We start from the raw sequence: 26239 nt of genomic DNA, 5'->3' as shown, positions 1-26239 counted from the left end.
TTAGAGCGTCCTGAACACCAGTAACAACAGGCAAGCAAAGACCGGTACGGCAGCCGTCAGGCTGTCAATTCGGTCCAGAATGCCGCCATGGCCTGGAATCAAGTGGCCGCTATCCTTAATTCCTGCTTCGCGCTTAAACATACTCTCGGTGAGGTCGCCCAGTACAGAAGCCAGAGCCGCCACTACAGAGCAAATCAGCAAGATAACAGGCGCAACATTCAGATTCGCCCACATACCGTAACCCCATGAGATCACGGCAGCCGTAGCAAGCCCGCCGATAAACCCTTGCCAGGTTTTACCCGGGGAAACCTTCGGCGCCAGCTTATGTTTGCCAAATAATTTACCAAACATATACGCGCCAGAGTCCGCTCCCCAGACCAGGATCATGACATAGAGTAGCCATATTGCGCCACTGTAATGATTCTCGTCATAGTGCCAGGCGCGCAGCGCCAGCATGCCCCAGAAAAATGGCACAATAGTTAACAAACCGAAAATGAGACGCAATGTTTTTGAGTTGCGCCAGATTGCCGCCGAACCGGGATAAAATAGCACCAGCAGTAGCGCGACAACCCACCATCCTAACGATGCCCAAAGCGACATCTCAACCAGCGGTTGACGAATGTTGTGATGATACTCAGGCAACAAAAATAGCATCAGCGCCAATAACAGACCACACAGCACCGCCAGCCAAACCCGCTGTGAACGCGCGGCGAAACCGCTTAACTGTCCCCATTCCCACGCGGCCAGCATACAGACAACCAGCGTAATAATGGCGAACCCCACCGGCGGCAATAAAAAAAGCGCAGCGATGACCGCGGGTATTAACACAAAAGCAGAAATCAGGCGATACTTCAGCAAAAGCAACCCCCATCAGGCTTTGTCATCACCAGGCTCGGTACCGCCGAAACGACGCTCTCGATTAGCAAAGGCATGCAGCGCACCTTCAAAGTCTTGTTCATCGAAATCGGGCCAAAGAACATCCGTAAAGTAAAGTTCGGCATAGGCAATTTGCCAAAGCAAAAAGTTACTAATGCGATGCTCTCCCCCAGTCCTAATTACTAAATCCACAGGCGCCAGCTCATGCATACAGATTTGCTGGCCTAGTCTCTCTTCATCAATCTGATCGGGGCGCAGCACTCCAGCCTGCACCTGTTCCGCCAGTTGTCGGACTCCCTGGACAATATCCCAACGTCCGCCGTAATTCGCAGCGATATTCAGCGTTAGACCCGTATTATGGGCGGTAAGCGCTTCTGATTTGCGAATACGTTCTTGTAAACGTGAGTTGAATCGGCTGATATCGCCGATAATACGCAGGCGAACGTTATGGCGGTGCAGGCTTTTGACTTCGCTATCCAGCGCCCACACAAACAGCTCCATTAACGCGCTCACTTCCTGCGCCGGTCGGTTCCAGTTTTCACTACTAAAGGCATACAGCGTTAACGCATCAATACCGTTATTGGCAGCAAAAGAGACCGCTCGCCGGACGGACTTCGCTCCGGCTTTATGCCCAAAGGCCCGGATCTTCCCTTGCTTTTTCGCCCAGCGACCATTGCCATCCATAATTATTGCAACATGACGGCAGCCATGCGCTGGCAAATTTTCGCTTACTGGTTGAGTTGCAGACAACATAACGCGTTTTTTGTCCCTGAAAGGATTTAGCGGTACTCAGGAATACTGAAGCCTTTATACACATTCTCTTCGGTCCGCTTCGCGGATGGCTGCGCATTATCGCCCCTGTCGTGCGCTGTCTGCGCACGCCGGGAACGTATTCGCCTGCCGTCCCGATGCGTCCTGAATGATTTTGTGTATCCACAAAAAAGCCGTGTAAAACCACGGCTAACCTGACCGAAAAAAGCCAAAAACCTGCGATCAGGTGGCGCAGACTATATCACCGAAGCCCAACGCTAACAAATAGCACGATCTTCTGTCGCGGGATAATCGTCAGCGTGAGAGCCGTATCACTTGTTTTCTGGCTACTTCACGCGCGATGGCGTCAACCTGCAATACGTCCTCAACGCTTGCCGGTTCCTGTAAATCCATCCTCTCCAGCACCGCTAAATTGAGCCCGGCGATATCGGTAAAACGAATCTGTTGCGCCAGAAACGCGGCAACGGTGATTTCGTTTGCCGCATTGAGCGCCGTCGTTGCCGCCTGACCTTGCTCAAACGCCTCCATCGCCAGCTTCAGGCACGGATAACGCTGATAATCTGGCGCGCTAAACGTCAGCGCGCTGAGTTTGCAAAAATCAAGCGGCTGCGCGCCGGACGTGACGCGATTCGGCCATGCCATCGTATGCGCAATAGGCGTACGCATGTCAGGTTCTCCAAGCTGCGCCAGGACGCTGCCGTCCTGATAACGCACCATCGAATGAATGACCGATTGCGGATGGATCAACACTTCCATCTGACGTGCGCTGGCATTAAATAACCAACGCGCTTCAATGTATTCCAGACCTTTATTCATCATGGTGGCGGAGTCGACGGAGATTTTTCGCCCCATCGACCAGTTCGGATGACGACATGCCTGATCCGGCGTCATCGCTGCCAGATCGCACATTGGCGTTTCACGAAACGGGCCACCAGACCCGGTAAGCAAAATCGACGTTACGCCATTTTGCTCAAGGTCAGCGTATCCCAGATTATGCTGAATAGATTGCGGCAAACTCTGAAAAATCGCGTTATGTTCGCTATCGACGGGTAAAAGCCGGGCGTTGCTGCGTTTTACTTCGTCCATAAACAGCCGCCCGCAGGTCACCAGCGATTCTTTATTCGCCAGCAGAATCGTCTTCCCTGCGCGAATCGCCGCCAGGGTCGGCAGTAAACCAGCCGCGCCCACAATGGCCGCCATCACATGCCCGACCTCATCAAGCACCGCCATCTCACAGGCAGCCTGCTGACCGCTCAGAACCTCGGTGCGGCTGCCATGCTGCTGAAGCATTATTTTGAGCTGTTCTGCGCTCGACGTATCGTCCATCACGGCATAACGCGGCGAGAACTCCAGGCACTGCTCCGCCATGCGGGCGACATTTTTACCCGCCACCAGCGCGATAACGCGGAAGCTATCAGGATTATGGCGCACCACGTCCAGTGTGCTGCAACCAATAGAGCCGGTCGAGCCCAGAATGGTTAATTGCTTCATGAAACGTCCAGAAGTGTTGAAACGGAATAAAAAGCAAAACGCCGCACAGGAGACCTGATAATGTCTTCTGCGCGGCGCTTTGTACACCACTCATCCGCCAGGTTTAGCGGTGGAATGAGTTTATATCTGCGTACAGATCAATCAGAACTGCATCAGTTCTGCTTCTTTATCTGCCAACGCCGCATCCACTTTCTTAATTGCCGCGTCGGTCATTTTCTGTACTTCTTCCTGAGAGCGACGATCGTCATCTTCACTGATCGCTTTATCTTTCAGCAGAGCTTTTACTTTATCGTTCGCATCACGGCGGACGTTACGAACGGCGACACGCGCCTGCTCCGCTTCGCCACGGACAATTTTCGTCAGATCTTTACGACGTTCTTCGGTCAGCGGCGGCAGCGGAACGCGAATATCGGTGCCCGCAGAGCTTGGATTCAAACCGAGGTCTGACGCCATGATCGCTTTTTCAACGGCTGGCCCCATAGAACGGTCAAACACGTTAATTTTTAAGGTACGGGAGTCTTCTACCGTTACGCTTGCCAACTGGCGCAGCGGGGTCGGAGTGCCATAGTATTCTACGACAATACCATCCAGCAGGCTGGGAGAAGCACGACCCGTGCGCACTTTGCTGATTTGGGTTTTGAACGCTTCAACGCATTTTTCCATGCGTACTTCAGCATCTTTTCTGATATCGCTAATCACGTTACGAATCCTTGAAAACTAGTCTCAGTCAGACCAGACGGTCACACAATACAAAGATGTGCTAAGTATAGTCTCGTTTAATTTCTGCCAGGTAATAAGACCCGTCAATAGAACAGAATCTTACCCGTATTTGGCGCTCACGGGAATTATTCCGTGATTAACGTCCCTTCTTTTTCGCCCATCACCACACGACGCAGCGCGCCTGGTTTGTTCATGTTGAAAACACGAATCGGCAGTTTGTGGTCACGAGCCAGCGTGAACGCCGCCAGATCCATCACTTTCAGCTCTTTATCCAGCACTTCGCTGTAGGTCAGCTGATCGTACATGGTCGCGGAAGGATCTTTTGCCGGATCGGCAGTGAATACGCCATCCACTTTGGTCGCTTTCAGTACGACATCCGCTTCAATTTCGATCCCGCGCAGACAGGCCGCAGAGTCGGTAGTGAAGAACGGGTTACCCGTACCTGCAGACAGAATCACAACACGGTTATTACGCAGCAGGCTAATAGCCTCGGCCCAACTGTAGTTGTCGCACACGCCGTTTAAAGGAATTGCCGACATCAGGCGGGCGTTCACATAGGCGCGGTGAAGCGCATCACGCATTGCCAGGCCGTTCATGACGGTGGCCAACATGCCCATGTGGTCGCCCACAACGCGGTTCATCCCCGCTTTTGCCAGACCCGCGCCACGGAACAGGTTACCACCACCAATCACCACACCAACCTGAATACCCAGTTCAACCAGTTCTTTGATCTCCTGAGCCATACGATCCAGTATGCTTGCATCAATACCGAAGCCTTCCGTACCCTGCAGAGCTTCGCCGCTTAATTTAAGCAGAATGCGTTTATAGACGGGTTTTGCATTGGTAGCCATGTTTCTTTCCTGAGACTGTCAACGATTGATATGAGTTAATTCCGGCGACATTGTACGTCGCATTTCAGCGCAGACGCCAGGCGTCGGCTGATTTTACAAGAGAGGCGCAAAAAGAAGCCGCCCTCAGGCGGCTCCTCAGGAAAATCAGGACTGCTTAGACATCGCAGCAACTTCTGCTGCAAAGTCAGTCTCGACTTTCTCAATGCCTTCGCCCACTTCAAAGCGGATGAAGCCAGTCACGTCAGCGTTGTGCTCTTTCAGCAGTTGGCCAACAGATTTGCTCGGTTCCATGACGAAAGGCTGACCAGTCAGAGAAACTTCGCCGGTGAATTTCTTCATGCGGCCTTCAACCATTTTCTCTGCGATTTCTTTCGGCTTACCGGACTGCATCGCGATGTCCAGCTGTACCTGGTACTCTTTCTCTACCACGTCAGCAGACACGTCTTCCGGCTTAACGAATTCCGGCTTGCTTGCCGCAACGTGCATCGCCAGCTGTTTAACCAGCTCTTCGTCAGCGCCTTTAGCGGCAACCAGAACGCCGATGCGCGCACCGTGCTGGTAAGAACCCAGAACGTCGCCTTCCAGGGAAGCGACGCGACGAATGTTGATGTTCTCGCCAATTTTCGCTACCAGAGCAACGCGCTCTTCTTCGAACTGTGCTTTCAGAACTTCTACGTCAGTGATTTTGCCAGCAACAGCGGCGTCCAGCACTTTGTCAGCAAATGCCTGGAAGCCAGCATCTTTAGCCACGAAGTCAGTCTGGCAGTTAACTTCCAGAATGAAAGCGACGTTGCCGTCGATTTTGGTTTTGATTACGCCGTCAGCAGCCACGTTGCCTGCTTTTTTCGCCGCTTTGATAGCGCCGGACTTACGCATGTTTTCGATTGCCAGCTCAATGTCGCCATTCGCTTCAGTCAGCGCTTTTTTGCAATCCATCATGCCTGCGCCGGTACGCTCACGCAGCTCTTTTACCAGGGATGCGGTAATTTCAGCCATTCTAAAATCCTCGAAAGATTTGATCTGCCCGGCATCAAACCGCACAGATATAAAAGTGAAAAAGGGGGCCATATACAGGCCCCCTAACCAAACGTGATACTACCTGGTCTATAAGGGCTCTCCCCTTCATATTTCGAGCCGCAGGCGCGTTGCCTTCACTCGCTCATCCCGGTCACTTACTGATGTAAGCTCCCGGGAATTCTCGAGCTTGCCGCCTTCCTGCAACTCGAACTATTTTAGGGAGTTATCAAGCCTTATTACTCGGCTTCTACGAAGCTTTCTTCCGCCTGGGAAGCCAGATCCTGAGAACGGCCTTCACGAACGGTTGCAGCGACAGCGCCCAGGTACAGGCTAACAGCACGGATTGCGTCATCGTTACCCGGGATAACGAAGTCAACGCCGTCCGGATCAGAGTTGGTATCAACGATAGCAAATACCGGGATACCCAGGTTGTTCGCTTCTTTGATAGCAATGTGCTCGTGGTCAGCATCGATAACGAACAGAGCGTCCGGCAGACCGCCCATGTCTTTGATACCGCCCAGGCTGTTTTCCAGTTTCTCAAGCTCACGAGTACGCATCAGCGCTTCTTTCTTGGTCAGCTTTTCGAAAGTACCGTCCTGAGACTGAGTTTCCAGGTCTTTCAGACGTTTGATGGACTGACGAACTGTTTTCCAGTTAGTCAGCATACCGCCCAGCCAGCGATGGTTCACGAAGAACTGGTCGCAGCTGTTAGCAGCTTCTTTCACCGCTTCGCTTGCAGCGCGTTTAGTACCAACGAAAAGGATTTTACCTTTACGAGCAGAGATCTTGTTCAGTTCAGCCAGAGCTTCGTTGAACATCGGTACAGTTTTCTCAAGGTTGATGATGTGAACTTTGTTACGCGCGCCGAAGATGAAAGGCTTCATTTTCGGGTTCCAGTAACGGGTCTGGTGACCAAAGTGAACACCAGCCTTGAGCATGTCGCGCATGGAAACAGTTGCCATGATTTAAAACCTCTATAGATTAAGTTGGGGTTATGCCTCCACGTATCCCATATTACCGACCCCAAAGGGCACCCCGGAATATGTGCCGATACGTGTGTGTTGTTACACAAAGTGAGATTTGTCGCTCCCGTCCATCGTGTGTAGTCTTCGAATGGATCGGAAGTCCGGCGCGCTTTATACCACAAATACGCCACCGACACCAATAATTGTTGGCACTCAGTGCTGAATTGAACGATGAATTTCGTGTTACAGGCAGGCGGCAAATTTTTGCATCCCCGAGAGCTTACGGCCAGTCAGTGACTGGGGTGAAAAAATGTCGCCAACGCACCTGTGGCACGAAAGGCGAAGTTCAGAATGATTCTCAATTTGGCAGGGCACACCCCTGACTGATACCATTGTCAGCACTTACACAATTATTGCCGAAATCATCGGCACTGATGGACAGAATTCATGGCTATCTCTATCAAGACATCTGAAGACATCGAAAAAATGCGCGTCGCGGGCCGTCTGGCAGCCGAAGTGCTGGAAATGATCGAACCGTATATCAAACCGGGCGTCACCACCGGCGAACTGGACCGTATCTGTAACGATTACATCGTTAACGAACAACACGCGATCTCCGCCTGCCTCGGCTACCACGGCTATCCGAAATCCGTCTGTATCTCTATTAATGAAGTGGTGTGCCACGGCATTCCGGATGACGCTAAACATCTGAAAGATGGTGATATCGTCAACATCGACGTGACCGTGATTAAAGATGAATTCCACGGCGATACCTCGAAGATGTTTATCGTCGGCAAACCGACCATTCTGGGCGAGCGTCTGTGCCGCGTCACGCAAGAGAGCCTGTATCTGGGCATCAAAATGGTGAAACCGGGCATCCGCCTGCGCACCATTGGCGCCGCCATCCAGAAATATGCCGAAGGCGAAGGTTTCTCCGTGGTACGTGAATACTGCGGACACGGTATTGGTCGCGGCTTCCATGAAGAACCGCAGGTGCTGCATTATGATGCAGACGATGGCGGCGTCGTGTTGCAGCCTGGCATGACCTTTACCATTGAACCGATGCTGAACGCCGGGGATTACCGTATCCGCACCATGAAAGACGGCTGGACGGTAAAAACCAAAGACCGCAGCTTGTCTGCTCAGTACGAGCATACTATTGTGGTAACGGAAAACGGCTGTGAAATTCTGACGCTGCGTAAAGATGACACCATCCCGGCGATCATCACACACGACGAATAATGTTTTGCCTGATGGCGATGCCTTCGCATCTTATCAGGCCTACAAATTACACCTTTACTCAAAATCATTCGAGTTGCCTCAAGGCGGCAAGAGAGTGAATCTTCAGGAGCGTACATAAGTACGTGACTGGAGTGAACGAGCGCAGCCAACGTAGAAGCAACTTGAAGGATGAAGAGTAAATACGTAGGCCGGATAAGGCGTTCACGCCATTATCCGGCTTTTTAATGGGTGGCGCATATGAATACTCTTCCTGAACAGCACGCGAATACCGCACTCCCCACCCTCCCTGACCAGCCGCAAAACCCTGGCGTCTGGCCGCGCGCTGAACTGACCGTCGCCGGTATCAAAGCCCGCATCGACATCTTTCAACACTGGCTGGGAGAGGCATTTGACAGCGGCATTTGTGCTGAACAGCTTATTGAAGCCCGAACCGAATTTATCGACCAGTTATTGCAACGCCTGTGGATTGAGGCCGGTTTCGGTCAGATTGCCGATCTGGCGCTGGTCGCCGTCGGCGGCTATGGACGCGGCGAACTGCATCCGCTTTCCGATATTGATCTGCTCATTTTAAGCCGCAAAAAGCTGCCTGATGAACAGGCGCAAAAGGTCGGCGAGCTGCTGACTTTATTATGGGACGTCAAGCTGGATGTCGGGCATAGCGTACGTACGCTGGAAGAGTGTCTGCTGGAAGGTCTGTCTGATTTAACCGTTGCAACAAACCTCATCGAAACGCGCCTGCTGATCGGTGATGTCGCTCTGTTTCTGGCACTACAAAAACATATTTTCAGCGAAGGTTTTTGGCCGTCCGACAAATTTTACGCCGCCAAAGTAGAAGAGCAGAACCAGCGCCACCAGCGCTATCACGGTACCAGCTATAATCTGGAGCCGGATATTAAAAGCAGCCCCGGCGGCCTGCGCGATATCCATACATTGCAGTGGGTCGCCCGACGTCACTTCGGCGCTACCTCGCTCGATGAGATGGTGGGATTCGGCTTTTTAACCCCCGCTGAGCGCGCGGAGCTCAACGAGTGCCTGCATATCCTGTGGCGCATTCGCTTTGCGCTACATCTGGTGGTCAGCCGCTACGATAACCGCCTGCTGTTCGACCGCCAGTTAAGCGTCGCTCAACGCCTTAACTACAGCGGCGAGGGCAACGATCCGGTTGAGCGGATGATGAAAGACTACTTCCGGGTTACGCGTCGGGTGAGCGAACTTAATCAGATGCTGCTTCAGCTATTTGACGAGGCGATTCTGGCGCTACCTGCGGATGAAAAACCACGTCCTGTTGACGATGAGTTTCAACTGCGCGGCACGCTCATTGATCTGCGTGACGACACGCTGTTTATCCGCGAACCGCAAGCGATCCTGCGGATGTTTTATATGATGGTGCGCAATAGCGCGATCACCGGCATCTACTCTACGACGTTACGCCATTTGCGCCACGCCCGCCGCCACCTGAGCCAACCGCTGTGTTACATCCCGGAGGCGCGCACTCTGTTTCTTAGTATGCTGCGCCATCCCGGCGCGGTCAGCCGCGGCCTGCTGCCCATGCATCGCCACAGCGTACTGTGGGCTTATATGCCGCAGTGGTCGCACATCGTCGGACAAATGCAGTTTGACCTGTTCCACGCATACACGGTGGATGAACACACCATCCGCGTAATGCTCAAACTGGAGAGCTTTGCGAAAGAAGAGACACGCCAGCGCCATCCGCTATGCGTCGATCTCTGGCCGCGGCTTCCCCATCCGGAACTGATCCTGATCGCCGCGCTGTTTCACGATATTGCGAAAGGACGCGGCGGCGACCATTCGGTACTGGGCGCGCAGGATGTACTCACCTTCGCCGAACTGCACGGTTTGAACTCACGCGAAACGCAACTGGTCGCCTGGCTGGTGCGCCAACACCTGCTGATGTCAGTCACCGCCCAGCGCCGCGACATCCAGGATCCGGAAGTCATCAAGCAGTTCGCCGAAGAGGTGCAAACCGAAACACGGCTGCGTTTTCTGGTCTGCCTGACCGTCGCGGACATCTGCGCGACCAACGAAACCTTGTGGAATAGCTGGAAACAGAGCCTGCTGCGCGAGCTGTACTTCGCCACTGAAAAACAGCTCAGGCGTGGAATGCAAAATACGCCGGATATGCGTGAGCGCGTGCGTCACCATCAGCTTCAGGCGCTGGCGCTGCTGCGAATGGACAATATTGATGAAGCCGCGCTGCACAAAATCTGGACCCGCTGTCGCGCTAACTATTTTGTTCGTCATAGTCCAAATCAGCTCGCCTGGCACGCACGCCATTTATTGCAGCACGATCTGCGCCAACCGTTAGTGTTGCTCAGTCCGCAGGCCACGCGCGGTGGAACCGAAATTTTTATCTGGAGTCCGGACAGACCCTATCTGTTTGCCGCCGTCTGCGCCGAGCTGGACAGGCGTAATTTAAGCGTCCATGACGCGCAGATCTTTACCACTCGCGACGGCATGGCAATGGATACGTTTATCGTTCTGGAACCAGACGGCAGCCCGCTGGCGGCGGATCGCCATGACGTTATTCGCACAGGTCTTGAGCAGACCATTACGCAGCGTAGCTGGCAGCCGCCGCAGCCGCGTCGGCAACCGGCAAAGTTACGGCACTTTACGGTCGAAACGGAAGTCAATTTTCTGCCCACCCATACCGACAGAAAATCATTCATGGAATTGATCGCGCTCGATCAACCTGGTCTGCTGGCCAGGGTCGGACAAATTTTTGCCGATCTGGGAATTTCGCTTCATGGCGCCCGAATTACAACCATTGGTGAACGAGTAGAAGATTTATTCATAATCGCCACAGCGGATCGGCGCGCACTTAATAATGTGCTGCAACTTGAGGTGCAACAACGGTTGACAGCGGCCCTCAATCCAAACGATAAAGGGTAGTGTGTTTATTTATATGAAAGAGTTTAACAATGCAGCAGTTACAGAACGTTATTGAGACCGCTTTTGAGCGCCGCGCCGATATTACGCCGGCTAATGTAGATACCGTGACCCGAGAGGCGGTAAAACAGGTCATTTCTCTACTTGATTCCGGCGCGCTGCGTGTCGCAGAAAAAATCGACGGTCAGTGGGTCACTCACCAGTGGTTGAAGAAAGCGGTTCTGCTCTCTTTCCGTATTAACGATAACCAGGTTATCGACGGTGCGGAAAGCCGCTACTTCGATAAAGTCCCGATGAAATTCGCTGATTACGACGAAGCGCGTTTTCAGAAAGAAGGCTTCCGCGTCGTTCCGCCTGCGGCCGTTCGTCAGGGCGCATTTATCGCCCGCAACACCGTGCTGATGCCGTCTTACGTTAACATCGGCGCCTACGTTGACGAAGGCACCATGGTTGACACCTGGGCGACGGTGGGTTCCTGTGCGCAGATTGGTAAAAATGTTCACCTTTCCGGCGGCGTGGGTATCGGCGGCGTACTGGAGCCGCTGCAGGCTAACCCGACCATCATTGAAGACAACTGCTTTATTGGCGCGCGTTCTGAAGTCGTGGAAGGCGTCATTGTCGAAGAAGGTTCCGTCATTTCCATGGGGGTATACCTCGGCCAGAGCACCAAAATCTACGATCGCGAAACCGGTGAAGTTCACTATGGCCGCGTACCGGCGGGCTCCGTGGTCGTTTCCGGCAACCTGCCGTCAAAAGACGGCAAGTACAGTCTGTACTGCGCGGTGATCGTGAAAAAAGTCGACGCCAAAACGCGTGGTAAAGTGGGCATTAACGAATTATTGCGCACTATTGATTAAGCGAGTGAAAAGCGGGGGCGGCAGCCCCCCTTTGCATTACGGTGAATGCGGTAACACGGTTTCCGGCGCAATCTTTGCCGCAAACGCCGAAGCCAGCGCAGTCAAAACGACATAACCGGCAACCAAAGTCCAACTGTTATCATAGACTGCGCTTAACGCTTTAGCGATAAACGGCGTGAATCCCCCTGCCACAACCGCCCCCAACTGAGCGCCAATTGATGAACCGCTGTAGCGTACAGGCGGATGAAACAGTCCGGCGAAAAAAGAAGGTTGCACGGCATTCAGTGAATTATGACCAATGTTAATAAGCAAAACGTAGCCCATTGTCATCAGTATGAGCGAACGGCTTTCCAGCAGCCAGAAAAAGGGAAAAGCCATTGCCGCGACAAAAAGCGCGCCGAAAATATACACCTGACGGCAGCCACGCCGATCCGACATGATGCCAAATAGCACGTGCATGGGATACGCCAGCAGACAGGTGAACATTACAATGTACAGAATAGTCAGGCTGGCAATCCCAAGCTGCGTCGTCGCCCAGGAAACCGCGAAGACGGTAGCAAGAAAAAAGGGAACGCTTTCCGCAAAACGCAGAATTATAATCAGCAAAATGCTACGCCATTGTTCTCGTACCACTTTGACCACCGGCCTTTCTTCTCTTTGCTGCCTATGATTAATGGCCTGCTGCTTTTTAAACGCACGGAAGACAGGCGTCTCATCCAGACGATGACGCATATATAATCCAGGCAACACCAAAAGCGCACTGAGCAGAAAAGGAATACGCCATCCCCACGATAACAACGCCTCCTTCGGTAATTGGGTCACGACTATAAATACGCCTGTCGCCAATAATTGTCCCGTGAGTCCTCCTGTTTGCGATAGCGCGCTTAACCGCCCCCGGTGCTTTCCAGCAGCATATTCCACGACCATCAACATGGCGCCTCCCCATTCGCCTCCAACCATAAATCCCTGTAGAAAACGCAGAATAACCAGTAAAGCAGGCGCCAGCGCGCCGATACTGGCGTAAGAAGGCAGGCAACCGATGAGAAACGTGACCGCGCCCATCCCCCCTAACGTAATTAATAACGTGTTTTTACGCCCAAGCGTATCTCCCCTGTTGCCAAAAAATAGCGCGCCCAGCGGCCGGGAGATAAATCCCACGCCGAAACTGGCAAAAGAAGATAACGTTGCAGTCAATGGGCTGGCGCCAGGAAAAAAAAGCGGGCCAAATACCAGCGCGCTTGCCAGGCCGTATAATAGAAAATCATAATATTCAATGGAGTTTCCTATCCAGGCGGAAACCACCACCCGGCGAATAGTAGCATTATACGTTCCGGACATAGACTCCGCCTCTCAAGGTTATCGACCACTGCCTCCGGTCAATTTCCCACACTGACTTCAAACGCTTTCTCTATAAACGGAATATCGCGTTGAATTACTTAAGCTATCAATAACCGTCGCCCTTTTGCTCATGACGTTGCCGAGACGTCTTCTGCGATCAACCGCGCTTTTTTTGTATACATTGGTGGCGAAAAACCAATTTTTCGTTAATTATTCAAAAGTTATAGTGTGATGAAGGATACCGCTATGTATGACAATCTAAAAAGTCTGGGCATTACCAATCCTGAGGAAATCGATCGTTACAGCCTGCGGCAAGAAGCCAATAACGATATCCTGAAAATCTATTTTCAAAAGGATAGAGGTGAATTCTTTGCTAAAAGCGTGAAGTTTAAGTATCCACGCCAGCGTAAAACGGTGGTGGCCGATGGCATCGGTCAGGGTTATAAAGAAGTACAGGAGATTAGCCCTAACCTACGCTATGTGATTGACGAGCTGGACCAAATCTGCCAGCGCGACCGCTCAGAACTCGATCTCAAACGTAAGATCCTCGACGACTTGCGCCATCTGGAAAGCGTCGTCGCGAATAAGATCAGTGAAATCGAAGCCGATCTGGACAAGCTTACCCGTAAGTAAGCTGTGTGTTGCCGGATGGCGACGTGTTACGCCTTATCCGGCCTACAGATATATCCCGGTAGGCCTGATAAGCGTAGCGCCGCCGGGCTTAACGCTGTTCATCCAGTTGTAGCGCCACATACAGCAACAGCCGATCGTCAAAATTTCCCAAATCCAGCCCGGTCAGTTCCGAAATACGATTTAGCCGATATTCCAGCGTGTTACGATGAATAAACAGCGCCTTAGAGGTCGCCAGCGGCTGGACATTATGGCGAAACCACGCCGTCAGCGTCCGACGTAATAACCCGTTGTTATCCATCGCTTTGAGTTTTACCAGCGGGCGCGCCAGCTCATTGGCCTGCCAGCCGCCACGCAGGCTATCTAACAGAACCGGCAGCATCAAATCCTGATAAAAATAGCTGCGGCTTTCTGGCATCCGCTGTTTGCCGACCATCATCGTAGTGCGCGCCGTGCGGTATGAACGTGCAATACTGCCCGGCCCGGTAAAGTAATTGCCCAGCGCCACGCGAAAACGTAGCTGACCATTCTCTTTCATGCGCGAGATAAGCTGCTCTACGCGCTTACGATGATCTTCAGCATCCCAACGACCAAACGAGTTTAAGGCGGGTTTGAGCACCACCATCTCGGTGAGAGAAACAATGGCTATCAGGTTGTTACGCTCCGGCGTGGTAAGCGCATTCTGCAACTGCTGAAGTTCCGCCATTGCGCTATCGACGCCAAGCTGGCCGCTGTCGACTTCCACCACCGCCGCCACACGCGGCTGGTTCAAATCGATCCCCAAACGCTGCGCCCATTCCACCAGCGCCGGCGTATTTTCTTCGGCCTGAATCAGGTTCATCACCAGCTCTTCACGCAAACGGCTATCCTGCGCCAAAAGGTGCATTAACCGCGACTGTTCCAGCATCATTTCGGCAGTCATACACACCAGTTCGCCATATTTACGCAGATGCTCTGGTTCGCCGGTAAGACCGATCACGCCGACAATTTCGCCCTCAAGACGTAAGGGAAGATTAATCCCCTGACGCACCCCGTGCAGGTGTCGCACCACGGCGTCGTCGATATCCACAACCCGGCCCTGCGACAGCACTAACAGCGCGCCTTCGTGCAATTCACCAATACGTTCCCGATCGCCGCTGCCGATAATACGCCCGCGGGCATCCATTACGTTGATATTGGTATCGATGATGCGCATAGTGCGCGCCACGATATCCTGCGCCATTTTGGTATCAAGATGCCAGCCAGCCATAAATCCCTCCTGTGAGCAGAGCACAAGCATAAGGAAGATGACAGGTCTCGACATTGTGCAAATGCACAAAACGGTGCAAATAAGTATGGAGTTGTGGGGGGTTTCACAGAAAAGTGTTGCCCCCTTCCATGGCGGAAGGGGGACAAAGGTGATTACTGCATCAGCAAATAAATAGAACTATCACCACGCTGAATATTCAGCGCCAGAACCGACGGCTTGCTGTCGAGAATCTTACGCAGCTCGGCGATATTTTTCACCGGCTGCTGGTTAGCGCCGATAATCACATCGCCTTTTTTGAGGCCAATTTGCGCGGCGGGTGAGTTCGCTTTCACGCTGCTCACCACAACGCCTTTATCCTGGCCTTTATTGCTCATTTCAGCGCCTTCAATCCCGCTGAAGATGGTGCTGGAATCAACCTGACTCTGGCTGCTCTGCTGCAGTTCCAGATTCACCGTAATCGCTTTACCTTCACGCAGCAGACCGAGGCTGATTTTGCTGCCGACCGGCATAGTGCCGACCTGAGCGCGCAGCGCCGCAAAGCTGCTGATCGGTTTACCGTTCAGCGAGGTAATGACATCCCCGGCTTTGATACCCGCTTTCGCCGCGGACGAATTCGGCATCACCTGGCTGACGAACGCGCCTCGCTGGGCGTCGACTTTCATCGCTTTCGCCAATTCGGAATTCAGCTCAGTCCCCATGATCCCCAGTTCGCCGCGTTTCACCTGGCCGTATTCCACCATCTGCGACGTCAGGTTTTTCACCATGTTACTGGGGATAGCGAAGCCGATACCGATGTTGCCGCCGTCCGGCGCCAGAATCGCGGTGTTAATACCGATCAGCTCACCGTTCAGGTTCACCAGCGCGCCGCCGGAGTTACCGCGGTTAATCGCGGCGTCGGTCTGAATAAAGTTCTCATAATTTTCTACGTTCAGGCCGCTACGCCCCAGCGCCGAAACGATACCTGACGTCACCGTTTCGCCCAGACCAAACGGGTTACCAATAGCGACGGTATAATCCCCCACGCGCAGCGCGTCGGAGTCCGCCAGCTTAATCGCCGTCAGGTTCTTCGGATTCTGAATTTGAATCAGCGCGATATCAGAACGCGGATCTTTGCCTACCACTTTAGCATCGAATTTACGCCCATCGCTAAGCTGTACTTTAATCACGCTGGCGTTATCAACCACGTGGTTGTTGGTGACGACGTAGCCCTTCGCGGCGTCAATAATTACGCCGGAGCCCAGCGCCATGAATTTCTGTTGTTGACCGCCGTTGCCGCCGTTACCGCCGCCCTGGCAGAACGGAGAATTCTGGAACGGAGAACCGTCCTGGCAGAACGGGGAGTCATCGCCAAAGAACTGCTGGAAATTACGCGGCATACGCGGCGTATTCACCGTGGTGCTACCTTCTACATTAATACTGACCACCGATGGCATCACTTTTTCGAGCATCGGTGCCAGGCTTGGCATCTGCTGGGCAGTCATTGCTGAAGAGGACGTTTCAGCCGCCGTGGCAGACAGAGGCGACAATGCCAAACCTAAACTCAGAGCCAGTGCACTCATTGCTAATGTGGTTTTTTTCATGTGTTTCAATCTCGATTAACAGGTAACGCAAAATTGCTGTGTACGTCAGATTCATTTTATAACGCGAAGTTCCGGAACAAAGTTTCTGGAAAAAGTAAAAATTTATTGTCCATCTTTACAAAAGTCCATTTACTGTTCGACCGCCATCAAACGCCGATATTCATCCCATGCGTAAAGGTCAGTCATCCCGCTGATATAATCCTGAATCAACCGACAGCGATAATAATATTCCAGTACCGGGTACTCCGCCGAATCCGTGGGTAATTTACTGACGACTTCCACGTAGGCCAAACGATGGCGCGTAGAAAGTTTCTGAAATAAGCGCGATTCTATAGGGAAGCGTTTCAACCGTTCTTTTTCCACCAGCTCGCGAAAGTCGTTAAGCGACAAGCTTAATAGCGGCTGATAGATATCTAATAACCCGCTGATCACCCGGTATCCCTGTAGTTCAAGCTGTTCTACATCCGGATGGCTAAACACATGTTCAACCGCCACATTCTTATAGAGTTCAAGCAGGCGGCTAAAACCGCTGGCATCTTCCAGCAGCGCCTGATTGAAGGTACCGGCAAAAATCTGCGGCAAATTATCAATAAAACGCTGAGCGGCATAGGGCACCAGTTTATTTAATGTATTTACCCGTAAATACATAAAAAACTGATCTTCGGTACTGCGGCTTAATGTATTGGCGCGTGATTTTTCCCACGCATTTCCTACCACCAGCTCAAACAGCGAATCCTTCTCATGGTGGCCCCACGCGTGATATAAATGGTGATAAAGCTGCTCAACGCTAAAGATTCTTTTCTCTACCGCGTCTTCAAGATCGGCGACACAATAAGAAATATCATCTGCGGCTTCCATAATCCACGTTAATGGAAAGCGACTGTAAGGCGCTAACTGCAGTTCTTTACGTAACCTCGCAATATACTTCTCTTCAGAAAGATAATAGCCCGGTTTCTTCATTAAATAGCGATGGGAATCCGGCACCGGCCCTCGCCACCATGCCGGACGGGTATATTTTAAAATTCCGCCAACCTGCGCCCAGGTAAGATTCATCCGCATGAGCGTATGTACCAGACGAATTCCCTGTGCATTGCCTTCAAAATGGCAGATATCCTGACGTACCTTGCGGCGAATATCGTTCAGATTTTCTTCGCCTTCCTGTAGCCGTAGCGAGGAAACCACACAGCGATCATGCGTGAGCGGCTGACTTTCCGCATCTTCCGGATGCAGCCGCTGACGAAACCAGTCATTGATCGCCGCCTCGCCAAAATGACCGAACGGCGGATTACCGATGTCGTGCATCAGGCAGGCCATTTCCACAATACTTTCAAAGGGACCGGTCAGCGCATCCAGACCGTACTCCTCCAGTCGGTTTTGCTCTTTCAGGCGGCTTAAAATCTCTTTCGCGATATAACGCCCCACCTGCTGCACCTCCATCGAATGCGTCAGACGAGTACGCACCGCGGCATTGCGCTCCAGCGGGAAAACCTGCGTTTTTTGCTGCAAACGGCGTATAGCCGGAGAGTTGATAATCCGCCCGCGATCGCTTTCAAAAATCCGCAGGATCTCATGTTCCGTCTTTACGCCCTGCGGTGAACGATAACGACGATGCCAGTTAATTTTATTTCGGAAATCGATCGATGCCATATCCTCTCCCCGCCTGAGAAATGCGCTTCCCCATAAGCGCATGATAAACTATGCCCCCAAAACTGACTTATCGCGAGTAAATCTATGAAAATCGGCATCATTGGCGCAATGGAAGAAGAAGTTACGCTGCTGCGTGACAAAATTGACAACCGTCAGACGATTACGCTGGGCGGCTGCGAAATTTACACTGGCCAGTTGAACGGCACCGAAGTGGCGTTGCTGAAATCCGGTATCGGTAAAGTCGCGGCGGCGCTGGGCGCAACGTTGCTTCTGGAGCACTGCAAGCCGGACGTGATCATCAATACCGGTTCCGCAGGCGGTCTGGCGTCCACGCTGAAGGTCGGCGATATCGTCGTCTCTGACGAAGCGCGTTACCACGACGCTGATGTGACCGCTTTCGGCTATGAATACGGGCAATTACCGGGCTGTCCGGCCGGATTTAAGGCCGATGACAAACTGATCGCCGCCGCGGAATCCTGCATCAGAGAGCTGAATCTGAACGCGGTACGCGGCCTTATTGTTAGCGGCGACGCGTTTATTAACGGCTCCGTCGGGCTGGCGAAAATCCGGCATAACTTCCCCGACGCGGTCGCCGTAGAGATGGAAGCCACCGCTATCGCACACGTCTGCTATAACTTCAACGTGCCGTTCGTGGTGGTACGCGCTATTTCTGACGTGGCCGATCAGCAATCGCACCTCAGCTTTGACGAATTCCTCGCGGTGGCGGCGAAACAGTCGACTCTGATGGTCGAAACGCTGGTACAGAAACTGGCGCATGGTTAAGCAAATGTTCAGGGCGCTGGTCGCCCTGCTGCTTACGCTCCCGGTGTGGCTTTACGCTGCGCCGCGCGTCATTACCCTCTCTCCCGCCAATACGGAGCTCGCTTTTGCCGCCGGGATTACGCCCGTTGGCGTCAGCAGCTATTCCGACTACCCGCCCGAAGCGCAAAAAATAGAACAGGTCTCTACCTGGCAGGGAATGAATCTGGAACGCATTGTGGCGCTGAAGCCGGATCTGGTCGTCGCCTGGCGCGGCGGTAATACGGAACGCCAGGTAAACCAACTAACGTCATTAGGTATTAAGGTTATGTGGGTGGACGCGGTAACCATCGAACAGATCGCCGACGCGCTCCGCCAACTGGCCGCCTGGAGCCCGCAGCCGGAAAAGGCTCAGCAGGCAGCGCAGACATTGCTAAACGAGTACGCCGCGCTCAAAGTCGAGTATGCCGGTAAAGCTAAAAAGCGCGTCTTTCTTCAGTTTGGCATGAATCCTCTGTTTACCAGTGGTAAAGGGTCTATTCAACATCAGGTTTTGACGACCTGCGGCGGAGAAAACGTCTTTGCTGACAGCCGCGTGCCGTGGCCACAAGTCAGCCGTGAGCAGGTGCTGGCAAGGCATCCCCAGGCCATTATCGTGGCCGGAAAAGCGGGCGAAATTCTCAAAATTGAACAATACTGGGGAAACCTGTTAAAAATTCCGGTTATTCCGCTTAACAGCGACTGGTTTGAACGCGCAAGCCCGCGTATTATCCTCGCCGCAAAACAACTCTGTAATGCGCTTTCACAGGTGAATTAGAGCCTGTCTTACCAGGCTCCCAGTGGGGATTCGACAATGCTCGTCTATTGGCTGGATATTGTAGGCACGGCTGTATTTGCTATCTCTGGCGTGTTGCTGGCCGGGAAATTACGTATGGATCCGTTCGGCGTCCTGGTGCTCGGCGTCGTTACTGCCGTCGGCGGCGGGACAATCCGCGATATGGCGCTGGATAACGGCCCGGTATTCTGGGTTAAAGATCCTACCGATCTGGTCGTCGCCATGGTCACCAGTATGCTGACCATCCTGCTGGTTCGCCAGCCAAGACGTCTGCCGAAATGGATGTTGCCGGTGCTGGATGCGGTCGGGCTGGCGGTGTTTGTCGGCATTGGGGTGAATAAAGCCTTCCTCGCTGAAACGGGGCCATTAGTGGCCGTCTGTATGGGCGTGATTACCGGCGTCGGCGGCGGGATTATTCGCGATGTTCTGGCACGCGAGATCCCCATGATCCTACGCACCGAAATCTATGCCACGGCCTGTATTATCGGCGGGATTGTTCACGCCACCGCGTTTTATACGTTTTCAGTACCGCTGGAAAGCGCCAGCATGATGGGTATGGTCGTCACGCTGTTCATTCGCCTGGCGGCCATTCGCTGGCATTTGAAATTGCCGACGTTTGCCCTGGATGAAAACGGACGTTGATATTGTTTTGCCCGATGGCGCTACGCTTATCGGGCCTGGAACATCTTTCCTGTCGGCCGGATAAGACGCTCGCGTCGCCATCCGGCACAACGAACAGCAATCAAATACTGAAGGAAGAGCCACACCCGCAGGTACTTTTCGCATTCGGGTTGGTTACAATGAAGCGGGAACCTTCCAGGCCTTCGGTATAATCGACCGAACCCCCCACCAGATACTGCAAACTCATCGGGTCAACCACCAGGCCAACGCCCTGTTTTTCGATGGTCATATCCCCTTCGTTAACCTGATCGTCAAAGGTAAAACCATACTGGAAGCCGCTGCAACCACCGCCGGTGATATACACGCGCAATTTCAGATTCGGGTTATCTTCGTCAGCGATAAGACTTTTTACTTTATTCGCTGCTGCGTCGGTAAACTGCAGCGGCAGCGCTACGTCATCACTCATATTTTGCTCCAAACGACATCGGTAATTGGATAAATTTTCACCCAATATTGGCAGTCATTATCTAATACCCTAGTAATTCGTTCAAGTATTCTCGCCCGCAGGCGCATTCTGGCTTTTCGCCGCCTGTTCCGCATCCTGCTTCGCCAGAGTGCGCGCCAGGATGGTTGAGTATAACGGTTTCCCGCCCAAAAACTGGGCTAATAGTGTCGCGCCAAGACAGGTGATAATCATTGGCAAAATGAGCTGGTAGTTATCGGTCATCTCCAGCACCAGCACAATCCCCGTCAGCGGGGCGCGCACCGACGCCGCCATCAGCGCCCCCATCCCGGCAATCGCAAAGGTACCGGCCTCCAGGTGATACTGCGGGAAAAGCACTGCCGCCGCCATACCGAAGGCCGTACCAAGCAGCGTTCCCAGCGCCAGCATCGGGGCGAAAATGCCCCCCGGCGCGCCGGAAGAAAAGCAAAGCAGCGTTGTGACCACCCGGGTAATAAAGATGAACAGCAGTAGCCCGACGCTAAAATTACCTGCCGCGGCGATAGGAATAAGGTTAAATCCGCCGCCTGCCGCTTCCGGCTCAATCAACCCCAGAATACCGCACAGGCCGCCGATCGCGCCGCCCATAAGCACCCATTTTTTAATTTCGCCGCCATGAAAGCGCTGAAACATATCCTGGGTACGCAGCACCAACGAATTAAATACCGGCCCGACGCAGCCAAAAATAATGCCGAGGATAAGGTATAACCACAGTGTGTTAACCGGCGCATCAGACAGTTTGCCGACTTCAATAATCGGCGCTTCGCCGTTAAATATGCGGAACACAATGCTCGACATGATGACGCCGGTAAACACCGCTTTAATCGAAATCAGGTTGTAGCGAAACTGCGGGCGCATCTCTTCAATAATGAACAGGATACCCGCCAGCGGCGCGTTAAACGCCGCAGAGAGCCCCGCCGCCGCGCCGGTCGCCAGCAACGTATGCCGCGCTTCGGCGCTGCGCATACGAAAAACATCCAGCACCATGCGCCCCAGGTTGCCCCCGATTTGCACCGTTGGCCCTTCGCGCCCTAATACCATTCCTGCGCCCAACGTTCCCATCCCGCCGATAAACTTCACCGGCAACACGCGCCACCAGCGCACCGGACGTAACTCCTCCAGCGCGCCTTCAATTTCCGGGATACCCGAGCCGCCGGCTTCCGGCGCAAATTTTCGCACCAAAAAGTAGCCGACCATCGCCAGTAACGCCGAAAGGATAAAGGCCAGCGGCCAAAGCAAAAACGCATGGTCCGCGACCTGAACCAGCGCGCCAATGCGCATGTTTTGTACCCAGGAAACCGCCTTTTCAAAGGCGACGCCAACCAGCCCGGTAAGCGTGCCGACAACGGCCGCCATGAACAGGATGGCCAGCGGCGTTTTATCCCGCTGCATTAACCGGCGAATCTGATCTCTGCGCCGTAAGCGCACAATTTGCTGAGCTAAAAAGGTGGAAGTGTCTGTTTTCATCAGAAGATCATTAATTGGTAATACAAATCTAAAGTCGGCATTCTACTCGCCAACGCCGCGAAAATCCCCTGCAAATCGTATTGTTTCAAATGCGTAAAACTTTCATAACCTTCTCTGAATAACTTAGAATAGCGGGTATTCACTTTTTCTACGAACCAGGAATCTTTCCATGAGTAAGTCTGAAAATCTCTATAGCGCGGCCCGCGAGCTGCTCCCCGGCGGCGTGAACTCCCCTGTTCGCGCCTTCACTGGCGTAGGCGGTACTCCGCTGTTTATCGAAAAAGCGGACGGCGCTTATCTTTATGATGTCGATGGCAAAGCGTATATCGACTATGTCGGTTCCTGGGGGCCAATGGTACTGGGGCATAACCATCCGGCTATCCGCAATGCGGTGATCGAAGCTGCGGAGCGCGGTTTAAGCTTCGGCGCGCCAACCGAAATGGAAGTAAAAATGGCGGAACTGGTGACCAACCTGGTGCCGACCATGGACATGGTGCGCATGGTGAACTCCGGCACCGAAGCGACGATGAGCGCTATTCGCCTGGCGCGTGGTTTTACTGGCCGCGATAAGATTATCAAATTCGAAGGCTGCTACCACGGCCACGCAGACTGTCTGCTGGTCAAAGCCGGTTCTGGCGCGCTGACGCTCGGTCAGCCGAACTCGCCGGGCGTGCCGGCAGATTTCGCGAAACATACGCTGACCTGCACTTATAACGATCTGACGTCAGTGCGCGCGGCGTTTGAACAATATCCGCAGGAAATCGCCTGTATCATCGTCGAACCCGTAGCGGGCAATATGAACTGCGTCCCGCCGCTGCCGGAATTTCTGCCAGGTCTGCGCGCCTTGTGCGATGAGTTCGGCGCGCTGCTGATTATCGACGAAGTGATGACCGGTTTTCGCGTAGCGCTGGCCGGAGCCCAGGATTACTACGGCGTCGTGCCTGACCTGACCTGTCTGGGTAAAATCATCGGCGGCGGGATGCCGGTAGGCGCGTTTGGCGGTCGTCGCGATGTAATGGATGCGCTGGCGCCGACGGGCCCGGTTTACCAGGCGGGCACCCTTTCCGGCAACCCGATTGCGATGGCGGCCGGTTTCGCCTGCCTGAATGAAGTCGCCCAGCCCGGCATTCATGAAACGCTGGATGAGCTCACCACCCGTCTGGCGGAAGGTTTGCTGGAAGCTGCCGAAGAAGCGAATATTCCGCTGGTGGTTAACCATGTCGGCGGCATGTTCGGGATTTTCTTCACCGACGCTGAGAGCGTAACCTGCTATCAGGACGTGATGGCGTGCGACGTGGAACGCTTTAAGCGTTTCTTCCACCTGATGCTGGAGGAAGGCGTGTATCTGGCGCCATCGGCGTTTGAGGCGGGCTTTATGTCGGTCGCACACAGCATGGACGACATTAATAATACTATTGACGCCGCGCGTCGGGTGTTTGCGAAACTGTAAAAGAGAACGTCCAAAAACAACGTAGGCCGGGTAAGGCGAAGCCGCCACCCGGCTTTTTTTTGGTTCATACCAGGTTAGCGTGAATCTTCGCCAAACACCCAGCCCCCCTAAAGCTCATCAATAATATACTGGAAGCTACAGGTCGACGTGAACTGCCCGGAGCCAATGTTGCGGGTGTTCACCGCTACATTAATGTCATGAAGCTCAACATCGGTTATCGGATGATCAACGGCGCTGGTCGTGACGCTCGACTGGTCGCAGCCCAGCACATTGAGCGTAATACCCGATGAGACAAAACGGCAATAAGCGCCACGGTTGTCAAATTTGCTGCCATCGCACAGTTTCCCCCCCTCCATCAAATAGGTATGTAACGTGCGATTCACTGTGCCACCGGTGGCATCAAGCATGAGGGTTGTTTTCTGTTTCGAAACGTTCGCATCCCAGGAAATATCAAAAGTATCAACGGGAACTTTCGGGCAAACTGAGCTGCGCGTATCCGGCGGGGAATACGTTTCGTTAGTGATAAAAGCGGTAGCAACGATATGGCTCGACGCCAGCCAGGGGCAACCATAATCATCGCTTTGTACCGTAATCTCCAGGGTAAAAGAACCACACCCCCTCCAGTTCGAGGGAAGATTCTTGCACGCAGATCGCGAAACAGTGTTATCAAAATCCTTCAATACAACCTTCGGCGCAGGTTCTGGCCCAGACCAGGAGTCTGCGGTTAGCGTTTCTCCTTTACGATGTCCCGAAAGGTTCCAGGAGCCATAGTACACTCCCTCCGGAGTCGCTATCGTCACCTCCGCCACAATAGATTTGTCGCTATTAGGGCCAATACCATAATACATCGTGGTGCTTGAAAACGTCGCTTTCAGCATGGGTCCCGCCGCTATTGAACGGCAACAAACGACCGCCAACAGTAAAAATAAAATCTGTATGCTTCTCATCATAAATACTCAAAGGTAACTAGTGCGCTTGCGAAGAACGTTCCCGGAACCAGGTCCTCGCCAGGAAGGCGTTGTACCCAGGCATTCAGGTTTAGCGCGTTATTCCCCGTCACCAGCGTGAATATCGCACCCTCTTTATCGTTCATGCCCACGGGAACGCCGGATAGCGTTTCAATACCAATCCCGATCCCAAAAGCACCTGAATGGCTATCGATGGCCAGGATACCGCGCATTCCGGTCGCTTCGGTTCCAGTGAAAGTCACCTGCACCCCGTTACTCAGCGCCGAATCGCAATCCGTGAGTTCAAACACCAAAGGCTTACGAGCAGACTGGCCGTCGGGAGTGAAATCAGAACTGTCAAGCGACGAAAAATCGACTTCGGCAATCCCCGTCCCCTGCATCGTGAGCGTGCAAGGACTGGGCACCAGGCTACCGGAAAAATGCAGGTTATCTGCCGCTGAGACCGGCAATATCAGCGCCCCACAGAGGATGCAGGCCGCGCCGTGTAATAACGCCTGTCTTTTAGCCATTACTGATAATCCACCTGTAATGTTGCCGTCGCATCGAAGCCGCCTTCTTTCAGCGAAGCACCGCTCTTTTTAACCGGTATGGCTTTCAGAACAGGTATCGATTGTTCATTCACCGTAATGGTGGACCCCAACGTAAAGGGTTGGTCGTTCTGCCTGAGTTCAATCCCCAGCCCCGCCACGCTGGTGTTTACCGCCGCCGGATTAAAATCACTCACGGAACCGCTTAGCGTCAGGGTCATCGCCATCGTCTCATCGCGCACCGTTGAATCACAGGTGATCTCATACGGAACATTCTGCGCATAACGCGTACCATCTATTTTATTAATCAGCAGGTTACCGAACTTAACGTCGATCGTCTGATCATTGTTAATCGTACAATTCGGCGGTGAAATTAATGTGCCGTGAAACTTAAGATTACCGGCTGCCTGTGCGGCAAGGCTGCCCCCCATTAACATCGTCAAAACTATTTTTTTCATTGGTAATCCACCACCAACGTGGCGCCTGCGTTAAACGCGCCACCTGTTAACGTTACGCCATTATTTTTGACGGGAATCGCCTCAATGGCCGGACCGCTGCCGCCGCTGTATTGAAATGACAACCATTGCGTATTGCCGGGTGAAATCAGCGCGCCATCCGTGGCGGTTTGCAGACGGATACCCAATCCATCGACATCGGTTTGCAATACCGACTCGCCATTGATAGTCACCGCATTCCCCTGAATCTGTAACTTCAGGTAATCGCTCACTCTGCCGTTACAGCTCAGGTGATAGCCCACCGCCTGCCGGTAATTCACCCCATCCACTTTCGTCGTCAACACATTGCCAAATTCCACCTCACCGCCGGTCACAGTACAGGGCGGCGCGGCATTAACGACTATCGTCAGCGTCATGTTGACCGTCTTACTTCCCGCTGCCAGCGGCATACTGACCGCACTCAGCATGGCCGCACACGTTACCGTGCCCAGCCGTAACCGCCATTGCCTCATCT

Annotated in this window: 25 protein-coding genes; 8 read left to right on the top strand and 17 right to left on the bottom strand. The window is 53.2% G+C overall.

The window, feature by feature from the left end; genetic code table 11:
• The 7 genes from cdsA to rpsB all read right to left on the bottom strand — a co-directional run bounded on the left by cdsA (nt 1) and on the right by rpsB (nt 6688).
• Nucleotides 1-858: a phosphatidate cytidylyltransferase gene (gene cdsA / locus ACLJTG_RS16515; RefSeq protein WP_000922422.1), complete on the bottom strand. Its 858-nt coding sequence runs from the start codon at nt 856-858 to the stop codon at nt 1-3.
• A gap of 12 nt (nt 859-870) precedes the next feature.
• Entirely contained in the window at nt 871-1629 is a 759-nt protein-coding gene (gene ispU, locus ACLJTG_RS16510) for a (2E,6E)-farnesyl-diphosphate-specific ditrans,polycis-undecaprenyl-diphosphate synthase (protein ID WP_000947413.1), read from the bottom strand.
• Nucleotides 1630-1941: 312 nt separating this feature from the next.
• Nucleotides 1942-3138, bottom strand: a complete 1197-nt coding sequence (ispC, locus tag ACLJTG_RS16505) for a 1-deoxy-D-xylulose-5-phosphate reductoisomerase (protein ID WP_079903187.1) — start codon at nt 3136-3138, stop codon at nt 1942-1944.
• 141 nt (nt 3139-3279) lie between these two features.
• Complete coding sequence (gene frr / locus ACLJTG_RS16500) at nt 3280-3837, bottom strand: ribosome recycling factor (protein ID WP_000622423.1); 558 nt, start codon at nt 3835-3837, stop codon at nt 3280-3282.
• A gap of 146 nt (nt 3838-3983) precedes the next feature.
• Nucleotides 3984-4709 (bottom strand): UMP kinase, encoded by a 726-nt coding sequence (pyrH, locus tag ACLJTG_RS16495; protein ID WP_000224567.1) that lies wholly within the window; start codon nt 4707-4709, stop codon nt 3984-3986.
• Between the two features lie 144 nt (nt 4710-4853).
• Nucleotides 4854-5705 carry a translation elongation factor Ts gene (gene tsf, locus ACLJTG_RS16490; RefSeq protein WP_000808106.1) on the bottom strand — a complete coding sequence of 284 codons (852 nt, stop codon included), beginning with the start codon at nt 5703-5705 and terminating at the stop codon, nt 4854-4856.
• A gap of 257 nt (nt 5706-5962) precedes the next feature.
• A complete protein-coding gene (rpsB, locus tag ACLJTG_RS16485) occupies nt 5963-6688 on the bottom strand; it encodes a 30S ribosomal protein S2 (RefSeq protein WP_000246886.1) in 726 nt (241 codons plus the stop codon).
• 450 nt (nt 6689-7138) lie between these two features.
• Between rpsB and map the strand changes: the two genes are divergently transcribed.
• The 3 genes from map to dapD all read left to right on the top strand — a co-directional run bounded on the left by map (nt 7139) and on the right by dapD (nt 11697).
• Nucleotides 7139-7933 carry a type I methionyl aminopeptidase gene (gene map / locus ACLJTG_RS16480; RefSeq protein WP_001018214.1) on the top strand — a complete coding sequence of 265 codons (795 nt, stop codon included), beginning with the start codon at nt 7139-7141 and terminating at the stop codon, nt 7931-7933.
• 237 nt (nt 7934-8170) lie between these two features.
• A complete protein-coding gene (glnD, locus tag ACLJTG_RS16475) occupies nt 8171-10843 on the top strand; it encodes a bifunctional uridylyltransferase/uridylyl-removing protein GlnD (RefSeq protein ID WP_001094519.1) in 2673 nt (890 codons plus the stop codon).
• Nucleotides 10844-10872: 29 nt separating this feature from the next.
• Nucleotides 10873-11697 (top strand): 2,3,4,5-tetrahydropyridine-2,6-dicarboxylate N-succinyltransferase, encoded by an 825-nt coding sequence (gene dapD, locus ACLJTG_RS16470; RefSeq protein ID WP_001186670.1) that lies wholly within the window; start codon nt 10873-10875, stop codon nt 11695-11697.
• A 36-nt stretch (nt 11698-11733) separates the two neighbouring features.
• On the opposite strand, the gene ACLJTG_RS16465 is transcribed toward dapD, so the two are convergent.
• Nucleotides 11734-13035, bottom strand: coding sequence for an MFS transporter (locus ACLJTG_RS16465; RefSeq protein ID WP_000017192.1), 1302 nt, complete (start codon nt 13033-13035; stop codon nt 11734-11736).
• Between the two features lie 246 nt (nt 13036-13281).
• Here ACLJTG_RS16465 and ACLJTG_RS16460 point away from each other — a divergent pair, with 246 nt between their 5' ends.
• Complete coding sequence (locus ACLJTG_RS16460; RefSeq protein WP_000272193.1) at nt 13282-13668, top strand: DUF3461 family protein; 387 nt, start codon at nt 13282-13284, stop codon at nt 13666-13668.
• An 88-nt stretch (nt 13669-13756) separates the two neighbouring features.
• Here the strand turns inward: ACLJTG_RS16460 and cdaR are convergent, their stop codons facing one another.
• From cdaR to dgt, 3 genes are all read right to left on the bottom strand, one after another.
• Nucleotides 13757-14914: a DNA-binding transcriptional regulator CdaR gene (gene cdaR / locus ACLJTG_RS16455; RefSeq protein ID WP_410959020.1), complete on the bottom strand. Its 1158-nt coding sequence runs from the start codon at nt 14912-14914 to the stop codon at nt 13757-13759.
• Between the two features lie 152 nt (nt 14915-15066).
• Entirely contained in the window at nt 15067-16494 is a 1428-nt protein-coding gene (degP, locus tag ACLJTG_RS16450) for a serine endoprotease DegP (protein ID WP_000753958.1), read from the bottom strand.
• 129 nt (nt 16495-16623) lie between these two features.
• Nucleotides 16624-18141: a dGTPase gene (gene dgt / locus ACLJTG_RS16445; protein WP_000146450.1), complete on the bottom strand. Its 1518-nt coding sequence runs from the start codon at nt 18139-18141 to the stop codon at nt 16624-16626.
• Between the two features lie 84 nt (nt 18142-18225).
• Between dgt and mtnN the strand changes: the two genes are divergently transcribed.
• The 3 genes from mtnN to ACLJTG_RS16430 are packed head-to-tail and all read left to right on the top strand — an operon-like array spanning nt 18226 to nt 20377.
• Nucleotides 18226-18924: a 5'-methylthioadenosine/S-adenosylhomocysteine nucleosidase gene (mtnN, locus tag ACLJTG_RS16440; RefSeq protein WP_000689822.1), complete on the top strand. Its 699-nt coding sequence runs from the start codon at nt 18226-18228 to the stop codon at nt 18922-18924.
• Nucleotides 18917-19717, top strand: a complete 801-nt coding sequence (gene btuF, locus ACLJTG_RS16435; protein WP_198898324.1) for a vitamin B12 ABC transporter substrate-binding protein BtuF — start codon at nt 18917-18919, stop codon at nt 19715-19717. Before mtnN ends, btuF begins: the two co-directional genes overlap by 8 nt.
• A gap of 36 nt (nt 19718-19753) precedes the next feature.
• On the top strand, nt 19754-20377 hold the full coding sequence (locus ACLJTG_RS16430) for a TRIC cation channel family protein (RefSeq protein WP_000964234.1): 624 nt from the start codon (nt 19754-19756) through the stop codon (nt 20375-20377).
• A gap of 100 nt (nt 20378-20477) precedes the next feature.
• On the opposite strand, the gene erpA is transcribed toward ACLJTG_RS16430, so the two are convergent.
• Nucleotides 20478-20822, bottom strand: coding sequence for an iron-sulfur cluster insertion protein ErpA (gene erpA / locus ACLJTG_RS16425; RefSeq protein WP_001278668.1), 345 nt, complete (start codon nt 20820-20822; stop codon nt 20478-20480).
• Nucleotides 20823-20903: 81 nt separating this feature from the next.
• On the bottom strand, nt 20904-22325 hold the full coding sequence (gene clcA, locus ACLJTG_RS16420) for a H(+)/Cl(-) exchange transporter ClcA (RefSeq protein ID WP_001748943.1): 1422 nt from the start codon (nt 22323-22325) through the stop codon (nt 20904-20906).
• Nucleotides 22326-22494: 169 nt separating this feature from the next.
• Here clcA and hemL point away from each other — a divergent pair, with 169 nt between their 5' ends.
• A complete protein-coding gene (gene hemL, locus ACLJTG_RS16415; RefSeq protein WP_198898323.1) occupies nt 22495-23775 on the top strand; it encodes a glutamate-1-semialdehyde 2,1-aminomutase in 1281 nt (426 codons plus the stop codon).
• Nucleotides 23776-23882: 107 nt separating this feature from the next.
• On the opposite strand, the gene stfH is transcribed toward hemL, so the two are convergent.
• From stfH to ACLJTG_RS16395, 4 genes are read right to left on the bottom strand one after another with little or no spacing between them, the layout of a single operon-like run.
• Nucleotides 23883-24722, bottom strand: coding sequence for a fimbrial adhesin StfH (gene stfH, locus ACLJTG_RS16410; RefSeq protein ID WP_001669135.1), 840 nt, complete (start codon nt 24720-24722; stop codon nt 23883-23885).
• Nucleotides 24722-25252 (bottom strand): fimbrial protein, encoded by a 531-nt coding sequence (locus tag ACLJTG_RS16405; protein ID WP_410959019.1) that lies wholly within the window; start codon nt 25250-25252, stop codon nt 24722-24724. Before ACLJTG_RS16405 ends, stfH begins: the two co-directional genes overlap by 1 nt.
• Nucleotides 25252-25728, bottom strand: a complete 477-nt coding sequence (gene stfF / locus ACLJTG_RS16400; RefSeq protein WP_198898321.1) for a fimbrial minor subunit StfF — start codon at nt 25726-25728, stop codon at nt 25252-25254. The genes ACLJTG_RS16405 and stfF overlap by 1 nt, the downstream gene beginning before the upstream one ends.
• Nucleotides 25725-26237 carry a fimbrial protein gene (locus tag ACLJTG_RS16395; RefSeq protein ID WP_198898320.1) on the bottom strand — a complete coding sequence of 171 codons (513 nt, stop codon included), beginning with the start codon at nt 26235-26237 and terminating at the stop codon, nt 25725-25727. Before ACLJTG_RS16395 ends, stfF begins: the two co-directional genes overlap by 4 nt.
• Nucleotides 26238-26239 lie beyond the last annotated feature (2 nt).

Origin of the sequence: Salmonella sp. SAL00672, from assembly GCF_046552175.1 — a bacterium.
Lineage (GTDB): Bacteria > Pseudomonadota > Gammaproteobacteria > Enterobacterales > Enterobacteriaceae > Salmonella > Salmonella enterica.
This window is presented reverse-complemented; position numbering and strand designations above follow the sequence as displayed.

Excerpts from the sequence above, each read along its gene's own strand:
- glnD (WP_001094519.1), top strand. The coding sequence starts at position 8,171 with ATGAATACTCTTCCTGAACAGCACGCGAATACCGCACTCCCCACCCTC.
- ACLJTG_RS16405 (WP_410959019.1), bottom strand. The coding sequence starts at position 25,252 with ATGGCTAAAAGACAGGCGTTATTACACGGCGCGGCCTGCATCCTCTGT.
- degP (WP_000753958.1), bottom strand. The coding sequence starts at position 16,494 with ATGAAAAAAACCACATTAGCAATGAGTGCACTGGCTCTGAGTTTAGGT.
- erpA (WP_001278668.1), bottom strand. The coding sequence starts at position 20,822 with ATGAGTGATGACGTAGCGCTGCCGCTGCAGTTTACCGACGCAGCAGCG.
- ispC (WP_079903187.1), bottom strand. The coding sequence starts at position 3,138 with ATGAAGCAATTAACCATTCTGGGCTCGACCGGCTCTATTGGTTGCAGC.
- tsf (WP_000808106.1), bottom strand. The coding sequence starts at position 5,705 with ATGGCTGAAATTACCGCATCCCTGGTAAAAGAGCTGCGTGAGCGTACC.
- hemL (WP_198898323.1), top strand. The coding sequence starts at position 22,495 with ATGAGTAAGTCTGAAAATCTCTATAGCGCGGCCCGCGAGCTGCTCCCC.
- ispU (WP_000947413.1), bottom strand. The coding sequence starts at position 1,629 with ATGTTGTCTGCAACTCAACCAGTAAGCGAAAATTTGCCAGCGCATGGC.
- stfH (WP_001669135.1), bottom strand. The coding sequence starts at position 24,722 with ATGAGAAGCATACAGATTTTATTTTTACTGTTGGCGGTCGTTTGTTGC.
- ACLJTG_RS16430 (WP_000964234.1), top strand. The coding sequence starts at position 19,754 with ATGCTCGTCTATTGGCTGGATATTGTAGGCACGGCTGTATTTGCTATC.
- stfF (WP_198898321.1), bottom strand. The coding sequence starts at position 25,728 with ATGAAAAAAATAGTTTTGACGATGTTAATGGGGGGCAGCCTTGCCGCA.
- clcA (WP_001748943.1), bottom strand. The coding sequence starts at position 22,325 with ATGAAAACAGACACTTCCACCTTTTTAGCTCAGCAAATTGTGCGCTTA.
- cdaR (WP_410959020.1), bottom strand. The coding sequence starts at position 14,914 with ATGGCTGGCTGGCATCTTGATACCAAAATGGCGCAGGATATCGTGGCG.
- mtnN (WP_000689822.1), top strand. The coding sequence starts at position 18,226 with ATGAAAATCGGCATCATTGGCGCAATGGAAGAAGAAGTTACGCTGCTG.
- dapD (WP_001186670.1), top strand. The coding sequence starts at position 10,873 with ATGCAGCAGTTACAGAACGTTATTGAGACCGCTTTTGAGCGCCGCGCC.
- dgt (WP_000146450.1), bottom strand. The coding sequence starts at position 18,141 with ATGGCATCGATCGATTTCCGAAATAAAATTAACTGGCATCGTCGTTAT.
- rpsB (WP_000246886.1), bottom strand. The coding sequence starts at position 6,688 with ATGGCAACTGTTTCCATGCGCGACATGCTCAAGGCTGGTGTTCACTTT.
- btuF (WP_198898324.1), top strand. The coding sequence starts at position 18,917 with ATGGTTAAGCAAATGTTCAGGGCGCTGGTCGCCCTGCTGCTTACGCTC.
- map (WP_001018214.1), top strand. The coding sequence starts at position 7,139 with ATGGCTATCTCTATCAAGACATCTGAAGACATCGAAAAAATGCGCGTC.
- pyrH (WP_000224567.1), bottom strand. The coding sequence starts at position 4,709 with ATGGCTACCAATGCAAAACCCGTCTATAAACGCATTCTGCTTAAATTA.
- ACLJTG_RS16395 (WP_198898320.1), bottom strand. The coding sequence starts at position 26,237 with ATGAGGCAATGGCGGTTACGGCTGGGCACGGTAACGTGTGCGGCCATG.
- ACLJTG_RS16465 (WP_000017192.1), bottom strand. The coding sequence starts at position 13,035 with ATGTCCGGAACGTATAATGCTACTATTCGCCGGGTGGTGGTTTCCGCC.
- ACLJTG_RS16460 (WP_000272193.1), top strand. The coding sequence starts at position 13,282 with ATGTATGACAATCTAAAAAGTCTGGGCATTACCAATCCTGAGGAAATC.